This window comes from Paraglaciecola chathamensis S18K6, from assembly GCA_000314955.1.
GTDB lineage: Bacteria > Pseudomonadota > Gammaproteobacteria > Enterobacterales > Alteromonadaceae > Paraglaciecola > Paraglaciecola chathamensis.
In genome coordinates, this window is the sequence record BAEM01000032.1 from 66,010 (window position 1) to 86,914 (window position 20,905).

The 20,905-nt window shown below is 44.0% G+C and carries 18 protein-coding genes; 7 read left to right on the plus strand and 11 right to left on the minus strand.

The genetic code is table 11. The features are described from left to right. Positions 1-31 precede the first annotated feature (31 nt). From GCHA_RS09975 to GCHA_RS09985, 3 genes are all read right to left on the minus strand, one after another. Positions 32-2,110, minus strand: coding sequence for a 4Fe-4S binding protein (locus GCHA_RS09975; RefSeq protein WP_039992343.1), 2,079 nt, complete (start codon positions 2,108-2,110; stop codon positions 32-34). Positions 2,111-2,176: 66 nt separating this feature from the next. After that, the gene (gene exaC, locus GCHA_RS09980; protein ID WP_007987741.1) at positions 2,177-3,697 is read right to left on the minus strand and encodes an acetaldehyde dehydrogenase ExaC; all 1,521 of its coding nucleotides are present in this window, start codon (positions 3,695-3,697) and stop codon (positions 2,177-2,179) included. 282 nt (positions 3,698-3,979) lie between these two features. Further along, positions 3,980-4,615 carry an SDR family oxidoreductase gene (locus tag GCHA_RS09985; protein ID WP_007987742.1) on the minus strand — a complete coding sequence of 212 codons (636 nt, stop codon included), beginning with the start codon at positions 4,613-4,615 and terminating at the stop codon, positions 3,980-3,982. Positions 4,616-5,003: 388 nt separating this feature from the next. Here GCHA_RS09985 and hpf point away from each other — a divergent pair, with 388 nt between their 5' ends. Continuing rightward, a complete protein-coding gene (hpf, locus tag GCHA_RS09990; protein WP_007987744.1) occupies positions 5,004-5,360 on the plus strand; it encodes a ribosome hibernation-promoting factor, HPF/YfiA family in 357 nt (118 codons plus the stop codon). A gap of 240 nt (positions 5,361-5,600) precedes the next feature. Beyond that, complete coding sequence (locus tag GCHA_RS09995) at positions 5,601-5,831, plus strand: hypothetical protein (protein WP_007987745.1); 231 nt, start codon at positions 5,601-5,603, stop codon at positions 5,829-5,831. Positions 5,832-5,920: 89 nt separating this feature from the next. Here GCHA_RS09995 and GCHA_RS10000 read toward each other — a convergent pair whose 3' ends face one another. Together GCHA_RS10000 and asnS are read right to left on the minus strand one after the other, a co-directional pair. After that, positions 5,921-6,838, minus strand: coding sequence for a LysR family transcriptional regulator (locus GCHA_RS10000; RefSeq protein WP_007987746.1), 918 nt, complete (start codon positions 6,836-6,838; stop codon positions 5,921-5,923). Positions 6,839-7,075: 237 nt separating this feature from the next. Further along, positions 7,076-8,473 (minus strand): asparagine--tRNA ligase, encoded by a 1,398-nt coding sequence (gene asnS / locus GCHA_RS10005; RefSeq protein ID WP_007987747.1) that lies wholly within the window; start codon positions 8,471-8,473, stop codon positions 7,076-7,078. 261 nt (positions 8,474-8,734) lie between these two features. Between asnS and GCHA_RS10010 the strand changes: the two genes are divergently transcribed. Next, complete coding sequence (locus GCHA_RS10010) at positions 8,735-9,121, plus strand: hypothetical protein (protein ID WP_007987751.1); 387 nt, start codon at positions 8,735-8,737, stop codon at positions 9,119-9,121. Positions 9,122-9,309: 188 nt separating this feature from the next. Further along, positions 9,310-9,621: a hypothetical protein gene (locus GCHA_RS10015; protein ID WP_007987753.1), complete on the plus strand. Its 312-nt coding sequence runs from the start codon at positions 9,310-9,312 to the stop codon at positions 9,619-9,621. Positions 9,622-9,711: 90 nt separating this feature from the next. Here GCHA_RS10015 and cysK read toward each other — a convergent pair whose 3' ends face one another. Then, positions 9,712-10,743: a cysteine synthase A gene (cysK, locus tag GCHA_RS10020; RefSeq protein WP_007987755.1), complete on the minus strand. Its 1,032-nt coding sequence runs from the start codon at positions 10,741-10,743 to the stop codon at positions 9,712-9,714. 141 nt (positions 10,744-10,884) lie between these two features. On the opposite strand from cysK, the gene GCHA_RS10025 reads away from it, so the two are divergent. The 3 genes from GCHA_RS10025 to ggt all read left to right on the plus strand — a co-directional run bounded on the left by GCHA_RS10025 (position 10,885) and on the right by ggt (position 14,660). Beyond that, entirely contained in the window at positions 10,885-11,337 is a 453-nt protein-coding gene (locus GCHA_RS10025) for an Lrp/AsnC family transcriptional regulator (RefSeq protein ID WP_007987758.1), read from the plus strand. Between the two features lie 167 nt (positions 11,338-11,504). Then, a complete protein-coding gene (locus tag GCHA_RS10030; RefSeq protein ID WP_007987760.1) occupies positions 11,505-12,878 on the plus strand; it encodes a Na+/H+ antiporter NhaC family protein in 1,374 nt (457 codons plus the stop codon). A gap of 84 nt (positions 12,879-12,962) precedes the next feature. Then, a complete protein-coding gene (gene ggt, locus GCHA_RS10035; protein ID WP_007987762.1) occupies positions 12,963-14,660 on the plus strand; it encodes a gamma-glutamyltransferase in 1,698 nt (565 codons plus the stop codon). An 82-nt stretch (positions 14,661-14,742) separates the two neighbouring features. On the opposite strand, the gene GCHA_RS10040 is transcribed toward ggt, so the two are convergent. The 5 genes from GCHA_RS10040 to GCHA_RS10060 form a co-directional block, all read right to left on the minus strand. Beyond that, on the minus strand, positions 14,743-15,525 hold the full coding sequence (locus GCHA_RS10040; protein WP_007987766.1) for a hypothetical protein: 783 nt from the start codon (positions 15,523-15,525) through the stop codon (positions 14,743-14,745). Between the two features lie 252 nt (positions 15,526-15,777). Continuing rightward, positions 15,778-17,664 (minus strand): alkaline phosphatase, encoded by a 1,887-nt coding sequence (locus tag GCHA_RS10045; protein ID WP_007987769.1) that lies wholly within the window; start codon positions 17,662-17,664, stop codon positions 15,778-15,780. Positions 17,665-17,674: 10 nt separating this feature from the next. Beyond that, on the minus strand, positions 17,675-19,258 hold the full coding sequence (locus tag GCHA_RS10050; protein WP_007987772.1) for an alkaline phosphatase: 1,584 nt from the start codon (positions 19,256-19,258) through the stop codon (positions 17,675-17,677). 202 nt (positions 19,259-19,460) lie between these two features. Further along, complete coding sequence (gene lpxH, locus GCHA_RS10055) at positions 19,461-20,201, minus strand: UDP-2,3-diacylglucosamine diphosphatase (protein WP_007987774.1); 741 nt, start codon at positions 20,199-20,201, stop codon at positions 19,461-19,463. Between the two features lie 52 nt (positions 20,202-20,253). Beyond that, complete coding sequence (locus tag GCHA_RS10060; RefSeq protein WP_007987776.1) at positions 20,254-20,748, minus strand: peptidylprolyl isomerase; 495 nt, start codon at positions 20,746-20,748, stop codon at positions 20,254-20,256. Positions 20,749-20,905: the final 157 nt, after the last annotated feature.

A 20,905-nucleotide genomic window follows, 5' to 3' on the forward strand; every position in this document is an offset into this window, starting at 1 on the left:
AGTGAAATATAAACAGATTCAATGGTTTGTTTTATGTCACTTTACGCACTTTAATGCTCTTATTCTTATATTTATCTACAACACATAGCTTAGGGCTCTCGATGGTTACTAAGCATTCAAGGCACTGAATACACTCTTTATAATCAATGGCTCCGCTAGGCTCAATCGCATCAATTGCACATTTTTTGTTGCGACAAAGCTGGCAGGGATTGCCGCATTCCTGTCGTCGCGTTAACCATTTAAATAAAGGGTAACGGCCTAGCACGGCTAAGCCAGCGCCTAATGGGCATAGGTAACGACAGTACACCTTATGAATTTTTAAACTCAGAACCAATAACAACACTGCATACAGCACAAATGGCCAGTAGCGCACAAAGTTCAAGGTAATCGATGTTTTAAAGGGCTCTATTTCAGCTAATTTTTCTGCCAAGGTAAGGGAATAGAATGAACATCCGACTAATCCTAGCAGTATGACGTATTTTATCTTCTGACCAAACTTGTGTTGCGTTGGTGAAATTTTAATTTGGCGTATACGGAGTTTCATTGCCAGCATCCCCATAAACTCCTGAAGCGCGCCAAATGGACAAAGCCAACCGCAAAAAACACCTCGGCCCCATAAAAATAACGTAACAAATACAAACATCCATAGAATGAAAATAATAGGGTCCAGCAGGAATACCGTAATATTGAAATCAGGGCCAAGCGCTAGAAGTAAGGTGTAGATATTCACTACCGAAAGCTGTCCCTGAGTGAAAAAACCAATAAAGAACAGGACAAACACTAAACTGGCGAAACGCAGGCGGTGTATCTTCGTTTGGTTTTTGGCTAGCGAATGCTGTGCCATAAATACCCAAATGACGAACAGTAAGTAGAGTGTCATAGTGCTGATTTGCACAGAGCGGTCTAACCAGATTTTTTGCCATAATGGTCTCTGATCCTGGCTAGTTATATCTGCAGAGGTTTCTTCAAATAACTCGTTATTTGGCTCACTTGTATAGGGGAATGCGTACTCTTGCTGACTTAAGAATGAGGAATGATAGCTGACAAGTAGCTTTAAGTTTAACGGTTGGCTGATATCAAAACCTGATTGAGATTTAATTCGAAATACCCTCTGGTCATTGAATGCAGGTATATCTATAGCAAAACTAGGAGGGTAATAACTGTAAAAATCTATGTCTCGCACATCTACCGGGAATCCACCTTGTTCAGCGCTTAACCGGCTGGAGGTTGTTTGGGGAATAAACTGCTCGCTGACAAATGAATACTGCCCTTTGTTGAAGAGCATTAAGGCATGTTCGCCAGGCGCTAACTCTTCCAGTAGGCGATCGTATTCTTTGTCACCTAATAGGTTCCGGCCAATAATAGGGATATTGACGAAAGTAAAGTAGATATCGATAAAGTCTCTTTGGCCATTGGTTACGCTTGCTACTTTTTGGGCTAGTTTTGACGAGATGCCCATTGCCTCTTCGGTACTTACCTCCCAGTGATGAATGTATCCCTTTTCCATAAGTTGCTCAAAGGACATAGGATGATAGAAATTATGTCTAATTTGGTGAGGTTGAGCAGCTAGAAAACCATCGAGTTTTTGCCTAGCGACTTTTAGAGCAGAGGCAATAATGGTGTCGTTGATAACAAGTACAGAGATCGTAGCTCGAGTGACGCCATCAAGGTAAGTATTATCGGCTGAATGTTGTTCTCGGCTGTTGATAATAAAGCGCTCTTTAATTGAGTGTCCGGGATATTGCGAGATAAAACCGAACATCGCTTCTTCTCCTAAACCGTGGAGAAAAATAGGCTCATTGTGAGTCAGTACTTTAATACCTGTGATGATCCCTTGGGTATCTAAGCCGATGAGCAGATTAATAGTTTGACCTGAGAAGCCAATAAATTGGGTGAAGTCATCAGACTCGAACGTATAACCTAGTAACTCGTTTAATTGGTAAACAGGCGTAACGGCTAGATTTTCAAGAGGGGCTTCGATGCGTGTGGCACTGGGGAACAGTTTAGCAATATCTGGAGGAACGGTATCTGCATGGCTGGCAATTGAAAAAAGGCACAGTAAAGTACCAATAATCAGGATTAAATCGTTATATAGGTGAGTTAAACGCATAGCAAATTCGCGGATAAATGTGCATACCGCCCGCACAAGTTGCAAAGCGGTACGCACTTCTTCAGCTTAGAAGAAACCGAGTGGCGCAGTATCATAGCTAACCAATAAGTTCTTGGTTTGCTGATAATGATCTAGCATCATTTTGTGTGTTTCGCGCCCTATTCCAGACTTTTTGTATCCACCAAAAGCGGCATGCGCTGGGTACAGATGATAGCAGTTGGTCCAGACGCGACCTGACTCTATCGCTCGTCCCATTTTATGAGCAAGATTAGCGTCTCTGGTCCAGACGCCCGCGCCTAACCCGTAGGCCGTATCGTTGGCGATTGCTACCGCTTCTTCAGGTGTTTTAAATGTCGTTACCGAAATAACAGGCCCAAAAATTTCTTCTTGGAAAACGCGCATTGAGTTATCGCCTTTTAGGATGGTTGGCTGAATGTAGTAACCATCGTCAATGTCTGCTGGTGATTCTTCTGAAAAACCACCTGTAAGTACCGTAGCACCTTCATCACGACCAATGTCAATGTACCCCATGATTTTATCGAACTGAATTTTTGATACCTGAGCACCGACCATGGTGCTGTCGTCTAATGGATTTCCTCGAATGATTTTCTTGGTTTTTTCAAGCACACGCTGCATAAATTCGTCGAATATATCTTCTTGTACTAAAGCGCGTGAAGGGCAGGTACAAACTTCTCCTTGGTTGAAGAAGCCTAAAGCAAAACCTTCAGCACACTTATCAAGGTAGTCGTCTTCAAAGTTGGTTATATCTTTAAAAAAGATGTTAGGTGATTTACCTCCCAGTTCAACAGTAGATGGAATTAGGTTTTCAGCTGCACATTTTAGAATGTGCCCACCTACTGCAGTCGACCCAGTAAATGCGATTTTTGCGATACGCGTGCTAGTGGCTAGGGCTTCACCGGCCTCTTTACCGAAGCCGTTAACGATATTAAGCACGCCAGCGGGAACAATATCTGATATTAATTCAGCTAACACCAGAATGCTGGCTGGTGTTTGCTCTGCTGGTTTTAATACTATGCAATTCCCTGCAGCTAAGGCTGGAGCCAGCTTCCAAGCAGCCATTAAAATAGGAAAATTCCAAGGGATGATTTGTCCCACAACGCCCATTGGCTCGTGAAAATGATAAGCAACTGTATTGTCATCAATTTGTGAAAGCGTGCCTTCTTGAGCGCGAATACAACCTGCGTAATACCGAAAGTGATCGACGGCCAGTGGGATGTCAGCGCCCATGGTTTCTCTGATAGGTTTACCGTTATCCCATGTTTCGGCTACAGCAAGTTTGGTTAGATTTTCTTCTAGACGATCAGCAATCTTCAGTAATATGTTAGAGCGTTCCTGTACCGAGGTTTTCCCCCAGTCATCTTTCGCAGCGTGAGCAGCGTCGATGGCTAATTCGATGTCCTCTGCACTAGAGCGGGGGATTTCACAAAAGTCTTCACCGGTGACCGGCGTCAGGTTGTTGAAGTAAACGCCTTTTACTGGAGCGACCCATTCTCCACCGATAAAGTTCTCGTATCGATCTTTAAAATTGATTACAGCATCAGCGCTGCCTGGGTTTGCATAGATCATAATGTACCTCGTATCATTGACTGGAAAATTCAGCGTATGTTTGGTTCAAAGGATTTACCCTTAAGGGATGAAGCCAATGTGCTAGTTCGGGTACTAGAATAGGTGGCAAGCATAGCGAAGCACCATGCTTCCTTTGCACAAAAAAACTCATACTTTAGAAGTACAATGTACGTATTTTGCCGTGTACGAGAGGAAAGGGAGGATCTTTTTGGTTGGAATACTTCAGGCCATAGTGGCTAAATAGCCCTCTATGCTCAGAGGGCTCGTTTCTGACAATGAAACTTAGGCGAGTGCTTGTTCTAGCGGTAGCTCACCATTAAATAATTCGAATATTTTGTTATTCAGATCCGTGTTTCCTGCACTGAATACCAGTGCATCAGCAACGTCTTCTCTGGTGATAACCATTTTTTCTCGACTTTCTGGTTTAGCGGTTTGAAAGCCACCTTTGGCTTCTTCATCTTGCAATCCACCTGGTCGCAAAATTGTGTAATTTAGGCCACTGTTTATAAGATGCTCATCGGCCATATGTTTGGCGACTAAGTAGGGTTTCATATCATCTGAGCCTTGAGCGGGATCATCCGCACCAATTGAACTGATCATAACAAACTGAGACACATCGGCTTTTTTGGCATAGTCTGCAGCTTTACAAGCGCCCCATAAATCTATCAACACGGTCTTGTCGGTACCTGTGCTACCACCAGAACCTGCGGCAAAAATGACTTTGTCGCAACCCTTAAAGGCGTGGCTAAAGTCTTGTTCTAAGTCACCTTCGATAATGTCTAACTTGTCACTGGTGATATCGCTTAACTTTTCTTTATCTCTGACCAGAGCAACAACTTCTTGCTCTTTTGCAATTAACTTCTGGGTGGTCATTTTACCGATTTGCCCACTTGCTCCTATGATCAACGTTTTGCTCATCTGTTCTTCTCCTAAAGTCTAGTATTCCTCATCTAAAAAAAACGCCTATGATGACGTTATTGGTTTTATAACTTTGAGCATATCTTTGCTCATGGCTTAATAACACTGGGGTCTTATTAATTGTTTTCAATGAATAAGACGTTATTAGCGTTTGTATGACGATCTATGCGATAAAGGTCAACGGGAGGAAATGTATAGAGGGATGAGTGTTTATTGTGCGTTTTGCTCTTTACTTGAGCGAATCGTCATTAAATAAACAAGTAAATGTGGATCTCGCCTCAAGATACTTGTTTTTTAATACGCAGCCCCAAACTCTGTTTATAGCAACAAGAAAATGTACATTGAAAAAGTACAGTAAAGAAGTAACGTTAATTCAAAAGGAAAACCTATGAAAATAAATCTTTCAGGTCACCATGTAGATTTAAGCGATACCGTAAAAGAACACGTTAACGAAAAATTCTCAAAATTAGCCAGTCATTTTCCAACTCTAATTTCCCTCGATATCATTATTTCCAAAGAACATGGCGAGTTTATGGTTGAGATAAGCACCCAATATGAAGGCTCTCGAATTTCTGCATCAGCTGAAAATTCTGTTATGTATCCAGCTATTTCTAAAGCAGCTAAAAAATTAGATTCAGCCCTTAAGCATCGTAAAGGCCAACTGAAAGGCGATTTACACAAAAAACCTGAATGTACGACTGCTGATATTGCTCACGAGATTATTCAAGAGATGGATTTACGCTAGGTAAATACCTGCTCTAATTATTTCTACGGCCGCTTTTTAAGCGGCCTTTTTTATGAGAGCAAAAAAGAATGCGCTATGGGGTACTCACTCATAATACCATTCCTTGAGAGGCACTTATTAATGCAGATTGGTATAATAGACAGCCCGCGGCGGGTTGGTTACCATGCGTCAACCAAGGGATTACCTCAAATTTTATAAACGCGGTAACGTCGAAAAAACCTTACCTAACGAGAGAGCACAGTGTTGATTAATGAAATTCAGTTTCAATTTAGCAGCGGTCAGGAGGCGAACCGATTCCTCAACGAGTTAACTCACTGGACGTCGTCTTCCGGTCAGGTTTCGGTAAAGGCAAAATTAGCCAAAGGCTCTGATACGGTCAGTGTAAAATACCAGTTTGATGGCAAAGGATTTGATTATACATGCTCAGAATTAGACGATTTAGCGAATCAATATGGTGGGGAAGAAATTTAAGCGCAGGGCCTGAATTGACTGCATGAATAAGAAATAATCGAGAAAATAAACACCCAAGCATAAAATGCTTGGGTGATACTCAATAGCCGTTATGCGATTGACACACTAGGATGAAAAGTGGTTACCACCTCTTCAATTTGTTCTCTTAACCACATATGGGCGTGGTCGTGATCGGCGCTGACATGCCAATACAAAAAATACTCCACAGGTGCTAGTTCAAATGGCAACTCATAAATTGAGCACTCATAGTGTTTAGCCAAATGATAGGGAATACAGGCAATCAAGTCTGTTTTAACGATCACAGCAGGTACCGTTAAGAAATGCTGGCCGCGCATTACTACTCGGCGTTTTAAATTCAATCTGTCTAACGCAACATCGATTGGGCCTGCGCCCGTGCGGCGCTGAGATATATTAATATGTCCCAGTTGCAAGAACGTATCTAGATTGAGTCCCTGGCTAAGAGCAGGATGGTTTCGCCGCGCAATAACGACAAATCTATCTTCTGCAATCTTTTGCTTACACAGGTGTGGGTCAACAAACGCTGATGAGGCATCGGCATAAAAATCTAAACTACCACTGGCCATAGAGGAAACAATATTGCTACGTGATATATCGTAGTTCGTCAGGGTAATATTGGGCGCAATACTCTGTAACCTAGCCGTTAACCTTGGCATGATACTGGCCTCGAGTAGGTCTCTGGCTGCAAAGTTATAGCTAATTTCAGCCGTAGCCGGATCGAACGTATGACTTTCTTGTACACTTTTACGTAGTAGCCCTAGCGCTTCTCTGGCTGGCCCAATAATATTTTGTGCCGCAGGAGTTGGGGTCATACTGTGCCCCGTGCGCACAAATAGCGGGTCGTTTAGCATTTCTCGTAAGCGTGCGAGTGAGTTACTGACAGCCGGTTGTGTTATGCATAAAACGTCGGCTGCTTTGGTTAGGCTGCCCGCAGTATAAATCGCATCAAACACGGCAAAAAGATTAAGATCTATTCTATTTAAATTCATAGTATTTTCACTTTACGCTCTGATTAGGCTTAGAGTAGCCTAAATAGTCCATCATTTGAGGTAATGTTGGATTATACACAACATTCATTGAATTAATAGAATGGATAGGTTTTTTTGAAGCGAAAAAATGTAATAAAGTGCGTTAATTCAAACATATAGCTATAATTAAACTGTGTTTATTACTGATAGGTATAAAAAAGCCACCTGCGTAGGTGGCTTTGAAAGAAGGGGGAAATGTTAGTAGTTTGCATTTCCTGGTGTACGTGGGAACGCAATAACGTCTCGTACGTTTTGCATGCCAGTCACATAAGCGACCAATCGTTCGAAACCAAGTCCGAAGCCAGAGTGTGGAACGGTGCCATAACGGCGAAGGTCACGATACCAGCTGTAATCTTCTTGGTTTAAGCCCATTTCAGCCAAACGACGGTCAAATACATCTAAACGTTCTTCGCGTTGCGAACCACCAATAATTTCACCTATGCCCGGGGCGAGTACGTCCATAGCGGCAACGGTTTTATTGTCATCATTAATACGCATGTAAAACGCTTTGATGTCTTTCGGGTAGTTTTGCATGATGATAGGGGCACCTACATGCTCTTCTGCCAAATAACGTTCGTGCTCTGAAGATAGGTCAACACCCCAAGACACTGGGAATTCGAATTTCTTGCCGCAGTTTTGCAAAATTTCGATAGCGTCAGTGTAATCCATGCGCACAAAGTCTTGCTCGATAACTTTTTCTAAACGAGAAATTGCTTCTTTGTTAATTCGCTGAGCAAAAAACGCCATGTCGTCAGCGCGTTCAGCCAATACTGCTTTGAACACGTATTTAAGCAAATCTTCCGATAACTGGGCGATATCACTTAAATCAGCGAATGCCACTTCTGGCTCTATCATCCAGAATTCCGCTAAATGGCGACTCGTATTTGAGTTTTCCGCACGAAACGTAGGGCCAAAGGTGTAAATTTTTGACATTGCTGTGGCATAGGTTTCACCATTCAACTGACCAGAAACCGTTAAAAAGGTTTCTTTTCCGAAAAAGTCTTGGCTGAAATCTACTTGGCCTTGCTCAGTCGTGGGAACATTCATCATATCCAGTGTGGATACACGGAACATTTCACCAGCACCTTCGGTGTCGCTAGCGGTCAATATCGGCGTACTCACCCAGCAATATCCGTTTTCATGGAAAAAGCGATGAATCGCCTGAGATAAGCAGTTGCGTACACGAGTTACCGCACCAATAACATTGGTACGCGGGCGCAGATGCGCGTGCTCACGTAAGTATTCTAAACTGTGGCGCTTGGGGGCCATAGGATAGGTGTCTGGGTTTTCTACCCAACCCACAACTTCAACTTCACTGGCTTCAATTTCAAGAGACTGGCCTTGACCCTGAGATTCCTTCAGTACACCTGTGGCGATGATCGAACAACTCGTGGTCAACCGTTGAATGTCGGTATAATTATTCAGAGTATTCAGGGCTATGACCTGAATGGGATCAAAGCAACTACCATCGTGTAAGGCAATGAAAGATAAACCAGCTTTTGAGTCACGACGGGTTCTTACCCAACCTTTTACCGTAACTTGCTGACCTACTGAATATTTACCGGCAAAAATATCTGCCACTGGGGCTTGCGCCATGTTTTCTCTCCAAACCACTTTGGGTATTTATTTTAAATTTTGGGCTGAGCCAAATTATGTCATTATTTTTAGGGGAAGTGCCACGCTAACGCCGTAAATTACTTTAAATGGGTTAATTGGGTGTCCTAAATACATTTTTGTGTACAAAAAATACACAAATAATAGCAAGAATATTGTGTTCCTTTCTTGGCTAATCTCACAAGGTGTGTAATCTTACTCAGGTAACGCTTAGACTCAAGAAAAATCGGAAGCAAGAAGCGAATGGAAAGGAATAAAGCAGATTGGCAGGGCAAAAATCGACGTAAAACGCCTATTGAGAACGATACGCTATATCGCACTATGGTCGGCGTAAATATTTTCGGTTGGGCGATTTTTATCGCCGCTCTTATCGTCTTTCATTACGCTCGGCCAGAATTTATTAGTGGCGTGCAAGATTTTTGGGGCGTAACGGGGCGTCAGCAGTGGTCAGCGTCGTTGAGTACCTATTTAGTCGGGTTATTATGCTGTTGTGTCGCGCTAAGTGTGTCGGTATTAGTCATGAAACGAAAGCGGACCCGCAGAAAAAATGATCACTTCGGGCTTAATGGTCTGGTTTTGTTGTTGGTGGCGTCTCTCAGCCTTGCCATTCTCTACTTTGAGTTTAATTAATGTTTATCGAGAAAAATCTAACTGGCGAGTTTTATTTACCGTAATCAAGCTTCGCCTCTTTTTAAGATCAATATTCCCTCAAAATGGGTTTGATAGGGCTATCAATGATGGCTATATTGTAGTGGTCTTGCATATGAAAGTGCGTCAAGGACTGGTTACCCTAAAAGGAATTTTAAGAGGATCTAATAATGTCTAATAATAAAACACTTATATCACTTCTATTTGCTGTCGCTGTTATTGCTTTAACCATCACCGTTTTTTTGCCACTGGCAAACATTCCTGAACAAACTGCAAGCACACCTGCGTTTATGGTGGCAATTTTGTTATTTAAAATCGCCGGTGCTATTGCGGCTGGGGTTTTAGCTATGTTGTTTGTGAGCGATAGGCCGTGGCGCAAATTACGCCACAGCGAAGATATCGTTTTTGCTAAAAAACAAGATTTAAATGCGGCAAAGCAGGAGCCGTTTAATCACGCCTATCATGGGCATTCTTCCAAATAGTTGGTTGAATGAGAAACAGGTGCCACATTAGCACCCGTTATCGCTTTCTCGTCACAAAGGCGCAAACGCATTCGTCATCTTGGGTCGAGATTAGTCTTCTTGGGTAAATAAATCGGTACTGAAATAGCGCTCTGCTGTATCGGCGAGTATCGTTACGACATTTTTACCCGCGAACTCAGCACGCTGAGCGACTTGAATTGCTGCGTATGCGGCTGCCCCTGATGAAATACCGACAGGTAGGCTTTCCATTCGGGCGAGTTCTCGAGCGTAGCTAATAGCGTCTTCATTGCTGATCGCAATGACTTCATCTAGTAATTCAACATCCAGCACATCTGGCACGTGACCTGAGCTAAGCCCTTGTATTTTATGCACTCCTGCACGTCCTTCACTTAATACTGGGCAAGAAGCAGGCTCAACGGCGATCACTTTAATATTTGGGTTGCGAATTTTGAGCGCCTTAGCAATACCGGTAATGGTGCCACCTGTACCAACACCAGCGACCAGAACATCTACTTTGCCGTTTGTGTCGCGCCAAATTTCCTGGGCAGTACTATTGAAGTGCATATCTGGATTGGCTTGATTAGCGAACTGGTCAAGCATCACCGCGCCTTCTGTACTAGCAACCAATGCTTTTGCTTTATCGATAGCTCCTTTCGTCCCTAGCTCTTTTGCTGTGGTGATGACGTTCGCGCCATAATGTTTAATCAATTTTTGGCGCTCAATCGACATGTGCTCAGGTATCACTATGGTCAAAGGAATACCTTTCATGGCGCATATCCACGCACAGGCAACCCCGTTATTACCTGACGTTGCCTCAATAATTTGGGTTTTTTCATTAAACGTCTCGGATAACATCAACGCGTTAATCATCGCCAGAGCAGGGCGGTCTTTAATAGAGCCAGCAGGGTTGAAATATTCTACTTTGGCTAATATTTGGGCTTTGGTTTGATGCTTAGCCGATAAGCGGCTCAAGCGTACCAAGGGTGTATTGCCGATGGTTTGTGTTATGTCATCAAAGATACGTCCTTGGGGAGAAACGTTTGCTAAGTGCATTGCACTTTGTAGGTCAGTGTTTTTATTTGTGTCGTTGTTCACTGCAATTGAAACGGCTTCAGTAGACATAATTTCCATACCTTTTAATTATCTTAAATCAGGTAACTACTATGCCATGCTACAGATAGAATAAATTTCTAAGTATTGTGCTTAATGCAATAGTTTTGTAAATTATTTCCTAATTTATAGGTAATCATAGAAAATTATTTTATGGATAGGTTAGATAAAGAAATACTTAGACTTTTACAGGACGATGCAACACTGTCAGTGAACGATATTGCTGAGCGTATTGGGCTAAGTACCACACCGTGCTGGCGACGGATCCAAAATTTAGAGAAACAAGGGGTGATCAAAAAGCGCGTCGCCTTATTAGATGCTGAAAAGCTCAACCTTGGTATGACGGTTTTTGTACAGATTAAAGCGGGCCAGCACGATATTAATTGGTTAAGTCAGTTTGCTGAACATGCAGCTGGCATTGAGCAAATTGTTGAGTTTTATCGTATGAGTGGCGAATATGATTACATGCTAAAAGTAGTCGTTGCCGATATGAAAGCCTTTGATATTTTTTATAAAAAATTGGTCGGCGGGATCCAATTATCAGATGTCACCTCTAGTTTCGCCATGGAGCAAATCAAGTACACCACTGCTCTCGCCATACAATAAGTATTTAAAACCGTGAAAAAAATAGTGTAATGTTGCTGGCGAGCACCTCATATGCGTGATAATTTATTCCTGAATTTACGCTCTTTTATAGAATATTTATTTTAGAGCGACACGCCAAGTTCAACAATCAATAATAATAGCGCTGTGGCGCATAAATAAGGTTCTATATGGAATGGTATTCTATTCTTCCGCCGATCATTGCTATCGTAGTGGTATTTTGGCGCAAAGAAGTTATTTTGGCGCTTATTCTCGCCATCTTTTCAGCTGAAGCGCTGTTAGCGTATCGCCGCGGTAGTGAGTTTTTGTTCAACGGTATCATCGGCTCTATTGAGCGCGTCATTGAAATCGCCAGCTCCGCCGGGAACGCACGCATATTGATCTTCAGTATGCTAATTGGTGCTTTATTAGCATACATTCGTAATTCAGGCGGGGTCACAGCCACGGTTGAAATGCTCATCAACAAGGGGGTTGCGAAAAGTAAGCGCCAAGTGGGTTTGCTTACCATGTTTACTGGCATTGTGGTTTTTATCGAATCAAATTTAAGCGTATTGGCGTCGGGTATTTTGTCTCGAGGTTTGTACGATAAGTTTAAAATGAGCCGCGCACGCTTAGCTTATGTAATTGACAGTACCAGTGCGCCAATCTGTATTTTAATTCTACTCAATGGTTGGGGAGCTTTTGTTTTAGGGCTGCTGAGTAACTATGAATTGGAAGAATCTGCCGTTTCAATATTGTGGGGCACTATTCCTTTTAACTTCTATGCGATCATTGCGCTGCTTATTGTGACCTACACCATAGTCACAGACAAAGTTCACGGGCCTATGCGTGAAGCAGAGCGTGAAATGCAGCAAAACAATGATGTTAGTTTACCTATTCCTGCTAGCAAAGCGCGTTTTATGTTGGTTCCGCTTTGCACCATGATATTTGGCATGGTTGGCTTTATGTTTTGGACAGGCAACGGTGATATCGCAGCGGGCAGCGGCAGTAAATCCGTGCTATATGCAACCGTGTTGGCCTGTATGGTGGCGTACTTTTTATTGATAAGTGCCAAAAAATACAGCCACAAAGAATTGGTAGATGAAGGCTTTAAAGGCATGGGGGAAATTCTGCCGCTGGTCACCATCGTATTGTTTTCTTTGACCTTAGGGGGCAGCTTAAAAGAATTAGGTACGGGAATTTTTGTGGCGAACTTAGTTGGCGATTATTTGCCACTTTCCTTGATTGTTCCTGTGCTGTTTTTAGCCGGGGGGATTATGTCGTTCACTACCGGCACCTCCTGGGGCACGTTTGCTATTCTAATTCCTATTGGCGTGCCTCTTATCCAAACCCTAGGTTTACCGCCTTCCCTTGTATTGGCGGCGATACTCGGTGGCGGGGTGTTTGGCGATCACTGTTCACCCATTTCTGATACCACTGCCGTGTCATCAATAGCATCAGGTTGTGACTTACTGACCCACGTTCGAACTCAAATGCCGTATGCCCTATTTGGTGGCGCACTGGCGTTTATCGGGTACTTTATTGCCAGTCTGATCATGCTGTAAACGCGTCTTCGCGATGGCATCATTTAGCTAGGCAGGCTAAATGATGCAGTCACTGGTTATATGTTTAACATAAAAGGAAGTCTGATGAAGTATTCACTCATAGTTGTACTGTCATTTTTTATGCTCAGTGCGTGCAGTGCGCCCGAGCAAGTAGCGCACAAAACATCTCTGGCAACTCAAAACGAAGTGAGCATAGGTCAATCGGCGGTTGCTATGCCTGATGCATTTAGCGCAGATGTAGCGCAGCAAATTATGCTAGATGGTGGTAATGCAATTGATGCGGCGATTGCTGCCCAGTTTGTATTAGCTGTGACCTTGCCAGAAGCAGGAAATATAGGTGGCGGTGGTTTCATGCTGGTTTATAAAGACCAAAAAGGGGATTTCATCGACTACAGAGAGCAAGCACCTCTTGCTGCCCATCGCGACATGTATCTTGACGAAGATGGCAACGTAGTACCTTATCAATCCGTTATCGGTATTTTATCATCAGGCGTACCTGGCACAGTAGCAGGTATGTGGTTGGCGCATGAAAAATACGGCACATTACCTTGGAAAGACCTCGTTGAGCCAGCGGTAAAGCTAGCTGTTGATGGCTTTGTGATGCCGCAAAAACTAGCCGGATTTATAAGTCGTTACAGCAAGCGCCTAAAAGATAAAGGCTTTGATGTAAACTTCGATGATTACTTTGCATCAGCTAAGGCTGGCGAAGTATTTAAACAACCGGAGTTAGGCGCGACATTGGCGCTTATTAGGGACCAAGGTCGTGATGGTTTCTATAAAGGCAAAACGGCAAAAACCATTGCTGATTTTATGGCTAAACACAAAGGGCTAATCAATGAGCAAGATTTGGCTGAGTATGAAGCTAAATCTCGTCAGCCCATTAGCGCTAAATGGCGAGACTACGATGTGCTTACTTCGCCGCCACCGAGTTCAGGTGGAATTGCGATTATTCAGTGGTTAACCATGTACGATCAGTTAACAAAAGATAAAACCAAGCTTGAGCACAACTCTACACCTTATGTGCATTTATTATCTGAGGTAGGTAAGCGCGTTTTCGCTGATAGGGCAGAGTACTTAGGTGATCCTGATTTCGTGAAAGTGCCGGTGGCAGAGCTTATCGACCCTGAATATATCGCTAAGCGTAGCGCTGATATCAATATGGGTGAAATTTCAGTCACAGAGGTAATTAAGCCGGGCTTAAAAGAAAGTGAAGAAACTACCCATTTTTCAATTGTTGATAAATGGGGTAACGCAGTATCAAATACCACCACGATTAATCTTGGATTTGGTAGTGGTGTGGTAGTTGAGGGTGCTGGTTTTTTGCTTAACGATGAAATGGATGACTTTAGCGCGAAACCAGGGGTAGCAAACGTATTTGGCGCGGTGGGTGGTCAAGCAAACGAGATCCACCCCAAGAAGCGCATGTTGTCTTCGATGACGCCCACTATTGTATTAAAAGACAATAAGGTCAGTGTGGTGACTGGCTCGCCTGGTGGCACGACTATTATTAGTTCAGTGTACACCTCAATTTTAAATGCACTTGAGTTTGGTATGAGCGCCCAAGAAACAGTCGATGCGCCACGTTTTCATCATCAGTTGCTACCAAAAGACGTTATTCGATATCACGATGGGTTAACGCCAGAAACAGTGACAGCACTAGAAGAAATGGGCTACACGATGGATAACAATCGTTTCGGTGATTTGCACACTATTATTGCCAATGACGGTAAGTTAGATGCTGGCTCTGAATCTCATGGTCGCGGGAAATCAATCGTATTTTAACGCCCTGGTCGCACTGGCCTGAATGAGAAAAAACGGTTGCCAATAGGCAACCGTTTTTTTATCTGAATCAATCAATAAAAAATTAGTGGTGATGACCGCCAGCCAGTGCATTGCCTTTATCATCGTAAAAGCCAGAGGCCCCTTTTTCAATAAAGCCTAAAGTGACCATTTTTGTGAGAAAAGGATCGCTGTGATCGTCACCAATATCGGCAAAATCTGTGGTCTGGTATTGTGAACGTTGCTCAAAAAAACGATCAACTTCTTTGGCGTCGTGATTAACCTGAGTCAAGGTCCACATTTCTTTTTTGTTGTCTTGTTGCCAACTGTATTCAAGCAACAATGATTGCTCTACTGCCCACTGCACGCTAATTTTAGTATGGCCAATGGTTTTACTGTAGTGATGTGTTAGCTCGCAACCCGTGCCTGTTTCTTTTACTAAATCAAGTTGTGAAAGCAGTGCTTGTGAGATCAGGTTGTTACGGTAATCCCAGTCTGTTTCGGTTTTTCCATGAACCTTTTCCCCGGGTTGATATTCGATTGCGCGCTTAGCACTGTCGAAGAATCGCGTGGGTTTGACTTGTTGATTAGGAGACAGGTACCAACTTTCAGTGATCTGAGTTTGTGGGTAGTGGTGCGCTACGGTTTTTCCGTTTCGGTATAAAACTAATTCGCTATTACGGCTCTGAACACCATTGCTTGACTCAAGGATATAGGATGCACTGAGTTTTGAAGGCGTTGTTGCACATTGGGCATTCGCTTGGGGCGCCGCAAATGTGGGCGGCGTGACGATTGAGATCGCTGTGACTGCTGAGAGCGCTAAACCCGTTGTTAGCAATGTACGAATATTAATAAGCGTCTTTTTCATATTTTACTCCTGCAGGTTAAGTGCAAGGCCTTTGGTATAGTAAATGATAGGCTGCGAACTTAACTACATGTGGTGCTGCTGTTTGGCTGAGTGTGCTGCTTTATGGATTATTTTTATCAGTACGGTAGAGCGGGGTACTGCAAATACAATTTTTTTAATTCAAGCGCTTTTATGCCGCCAACAACAAAGAATTTTTTAGTGTGTAAATAAAAAAGGTTAGGGCGCTTTACGCGACCTAACCTCATCGTGTTTCTACTCTTGTGACTGAGCAGCATTTGCTTGCGTTGTTAAATCAGCAGCAAAGTCCATGATGTGATACAGCACGCTTTGCTCATTGGTACCATTGACCAACAAGGCAGCAGGTCCACTTGCGTATATGCCTACGTCTTCACCTGAGTGGGTTTCTGACGAAAGCGGTACTAGTGCTTCTTGGTGGTAACCAGTACTCGTGGTATCAACATCCGTTAAGTCTTGGCGACCCGCCGCAACCTCAAGAGAGTAGGTTGCGTCGGCATCCGTTTCGTCACCTAAGTTGCGAAAGCCCAGACCGTTTGTGTAGCCCAACGTTGTATAAGGCATATCATCTGCTGCCATTGCAGGCTCATCAGCACCAACGTTCACAACTTTACCTAAAATAGGATTACCACGTTTAGGGTAGCCAGCGATGGTAAATACATGACCGTGATCCGCTGTGACGATAATTAGGGTGTCTTCTGGATCGGTGTTATCAATGGCGCTTTGCACGGCTTGTGCAAACTCAATGGTGTCGGTCAATGCATTGTAAGCACTTCCGGCATGGTGGCCATGGTCAATACGACCTGACTCAACCATCAAGAAAAAGCCTTCGTCATTGTTGTCCAATATTTTGATGGCTTTTTCAGTCATCTCACTGACGGAAGGTTCGCCTGCTACATCATTTTCACGGTCCGCTTCATACTGCATGTGAGACTCGTTGAATAAGCCAAACACACGTTCAGTGGTTTCGGTGTTTAGGCCATCAAAGCCTGATTGGTCAGTAATATAAACGCCGTTGCTGTAGTTTGCCTGCCATTCTGCCGTGAGGTCGCGTCCATCTGTACGGTCACCCTCTACTGCGCTTACTGCATCAGAGCTATTAAAGCTGGCATCTTTTGGCAAGAAGTGACGACGTCCACCACCAAAGGCGACTTCGATTCCATCTACGTCCACTGCGCTAATACGTGCTTCAAGCATGCTTTCAAAATTAACCAGTTGGTCTGCAATATCAACGCAGCCCGCCGTTACCGCAGCTTCTGGCATATCTGAAACGTCTTCCCAGTTACGATCCGCTGATTTAGCGTAGGTTGCAGCTGGTGTAGCATGGGTGATTCTGGCCGTTGAAATAATACCTGTAGATTTACCGGCAATTTCTGCAAGCTCTAATGCGGTCACAAGTTCGTTGCCGGCTACGGTTGAACAGTCGCCTCGTTCGATGTCTTCATCAACGCCAATAACACCCACATCGGTTTTAACACCACTCATCATGGCGGTCATGGTGCCGGCTGAATCAGGGGTTTGTGCATCCACGTTATAGGTTTTTGCCAAACCAGAAAAATCCATTTTATCAAAGCTAAGTTGGTTTTCTTCCCCTAGCTCACCTTTCATTTGACCTTCTAGAATACGTGCTGCAGTCACAGTTGAGATGCCCATGCCATCGCCAACAAATAAAATAACGTTTTTGGCGCTGCCACGTAAACTAGCGATACTTTTCGCCGCTACCGAGGGCGCGGTATCCGCAGTGATTTTTGCAGAGGTGGTGTTTGTTGCTTCTAACCATGTTTGGCGAGCGGCGGTGACTTCTTCTTGCCCTTCCACAAACCATTCATTATTGACGTTAGTAAGTAATTCGCTGCTGTCTACCGTTGTGACGCCAGGAGAACAAACGTACTCAGTTGAATCAATTTCGCTAGACTCCAATGTGCCGCTGCTGTCTGCATCGATACCAGAATCAATTTGTACACCGCTGTTCGGGCAATTTGCATCGCCTGCGGCTAACGCTGTTTGCACAATTAAGCTATTTACGCCGTTGCTGCCATCGGTGCCGTTTGTACCGTCGTCTCCGTCACATGCTGACAGACCCATTACCGCAAGCGCTATTAGGGATAATTTTAAATTTTTCATGTTTTTCTACCTATTCCTGAATTAAGTCAAGCGCTTGCTCAATGATGTGAAAGACCACGCTTTGCTCTACCACGCCTTGCACCAACTGAGAACCCGGGCCGCTTGCATGCAGCGCCACGTCTTCGCCTGAATGCGTTTCTGAGCTAAGGGGGATAAGCGCTTCTTGGTGATAACCAGAGGTGGTGGTGTCGACGTCAGTGATGTTCATGCGCCCAGCAGCAAGTTCTTCGCTATAACTGGCATCAGCGTCGGTCTCATCGCCTAAATCATGAAAGCCATTACCATTGGTGTAACCCAAAGTGGTGTAAGGCATTTCGTCTGCCGCTAAGGCAGGTTCGGTAGCACCAACAGAAACCACTTTACCAAGGATGGGGTTACCGCGTTTCGGGTAGCCCGCGATAGTAAATACGTGACCGTGATCCGCTGTGACTAAAATTAAGGTATCTTCAGAACTTGTGCTATCAACTGCCGCCTGAATGGCGTTGGATAATTCAATCGCATCGGTTAATGCATTGTATGCGCTACCGGCATGGTGACCGTGGTCGATACGACCTGATTCCACCATTAGAAAATAACCGTTATCGTTATTGTCTAATACATCGATGGCCTTGCTGGTCATGTCAGTTAGTGAAGGCTCGCCCGCTACGTCATTAGCGCGATCTGCTTCGTACTGCATGTGTGATTCATTAAATAAACCGAATAGGCGTGTGGTAGTGGCTGCCTCTACTGCATCAAAGCCAGCTTGGTCCATGACATAGGTACCGTTTGTGTACATGTCTTGCCATTCTGTGACTAAATTGCGTTCGTCGGTGCGATCACCTTCAACTTCGCTGACGGCATCTGCACTGTTAGAGGCGGCATCTTTAGGTAAAAAGTGACGACGTCCGCCGCCCATAACCACTTCTAAACCGTCTACATCAACACCTGTAAAACGTGCTTCAAGGTTAGACTCAAAGTTAACAAGTTGGTCAGCAATATCGGTACAACCCGCGGTAACGGCTTCCTCTGGCATATCTGAAATATCTTCCCAGTTGCGATCAGCTGATTTAGCGTAGGTTGCAGCGGGGGTTGCATGAGTAATACGCGCCGTGGAGATAATACCCGTCGCCATCCCTTTTATTTCAGCGAGTTCTAATGCGGTAGAGACTTCATTACCGGCAACCGTAGAACAATCGCCACGTTCAATATTCTCGTTAACACCAATAACGCCTACATCCGTTTTAAGGCCGGACATCATCGCTGTCATGGTGCCTGCTGAATCTGGGGTTTGTGCATCTACATTGTAGGTTTTAACATGAGCTGTATGGGGAAATGTCTCGAAGCTAAGGTAACCTTCTTCACCAGGGTTACCGGCCTGTTGACCTTGTAAAATACGCGCAGCAGTAAGTGTTGAAACACCCATGCCATCGCCTACGAATAAAATTACATTCTTCGCTTTGAATTGATTATTTGTATTTAATTTCTCAGCTAGTTTAGTTTGCGCATCAGCATACCAAGTGTTGTCCGTTTGGTAGCTAGGCAAAACATCAGCGTGAAGCGCAGTTGAAACAGCAAGTGCGAGAGCACTGGCCGTTGATATCCAGTTCAGTTTCATGTTTTTATTCCCGAATTTTATGTGCTTGTGGTGATTTTGTTATCGGTATGTCCGATAACCGCGCAGCTAGAGTAGGTGAGTAGTGTGAAGATTCGCTGACACTTTATTGACGGATTGGTGACGCTGAGGTTGCAAAATCATGGCAGATTTTTTACCAATTTATGACGTGGGGTTATTTTATCTACTTAGTGCGTTAATCAGCTTATTTTGTAAGTTGAAAAAACGGATGCTCGGTGAGTGACACGTTATCTTTGGTCACAGTAAGAATACTCCCTTGATCATACCAGTCGCCTAATACGATGCGCTGGGCAGGTTGGCCGTTTACGGTTAAATCGTGAATAGCGGGGCGATGTGTATGGCCATGTATTAGCCGCGTTACATTAAAGCGAGACATAGTGTCTATGACTTCTTGAGGGGTGACATCCATTATGTCTGTCGTAAGTTGTTTCTGATTTTCTTTACTGGTGGCACGGCCGTTTTCGGCTATTTTTCGTCGAGTGCTTAACGGAAGGCGTAAGACAAGTCTCGGCCACCACCATCCGCGCGCTTTCTTGCGGAATTTTTGGTACGCCACATCTTGGGTGCATAGTTCATCACCATGAGTAATCAACGTTGGCGTGCCGTACAGGTCAATCACGACTTGCTCGGGCAACAAAGTAAAGCCGGCTTGCTTGGCGAAGCGTTCACGGATCAAAAAATCTCGATTACCATGAATAAAAAAGATACTGACGCCTGCGTCAGCAACGCGTTTAAAGGCGCTGGCCACTTGCTGATTAAACGGGGTTTGATCGTCATCACCAATCCAGGCCTCGAATAAATCACCGAGTACATAAAGTGCATCTGCTTGAAGCGCATCGCTGTCGAGAAACTGAAATAAACATTGGCTAATATCACTGCGCTCGGCAGATAAATGTAAATCAGCGATAAAATAGGTAAAAGGCATGGGAGAACTCAATATGAGGCCCATTCAGGACGAATAGGCCTCGAACACTAGATTATTCGCTTACTTCAACTTTCTGAATAACCACATCTTCAACCGGTACATCTTGGTGATAACCAGAGTTGCCGGTTTTTACGTCTTTAATCTTGTTCACTACGTCCATGCCGTCAGTTACTTTAGCGAAAACACAGTAACCCCAGCCGTCACCAGATTCACTGCGGAAGTTCAAGAAGCTGTTGTTAGCAACATTGATGAAAAATTGTGAGCTAGCTGAATGTGGCTCGTTAGTACGCGCCATCGCCAATGTACCTACTTCGTTGGCAAGGCCGTTGTTCGCTTCATTTTTAATGGTCGCTTTTGTTGCTTTTTGCTCCATGCCAGGCTCGAAACCGCCGCCTTGTACCATGAAACCATCGATAACACGGTGGAAAATGGTGTTGTCGTAAAAACCTTCTTTGGCGTAACTTAGAAAGTTAGCAACTGTTTCAGGCGCTTTGTCTGCGAAAAGCTCTACGCTAATGACGCCGTAGTTAGTATGAATTGTGACCATTTTAATGCCCTCAGATGAATCATAAAAAATAAAAGTTCGCCATTCTAACGTAAACCGCGGCGCTTTTTAAGCAGTTGATTAATATTGATTAATGCGAGGGGAGTGACACAGTGATAGAATCACCGTACAGAGCGCTTATGCTCTCTTTTTTTATACC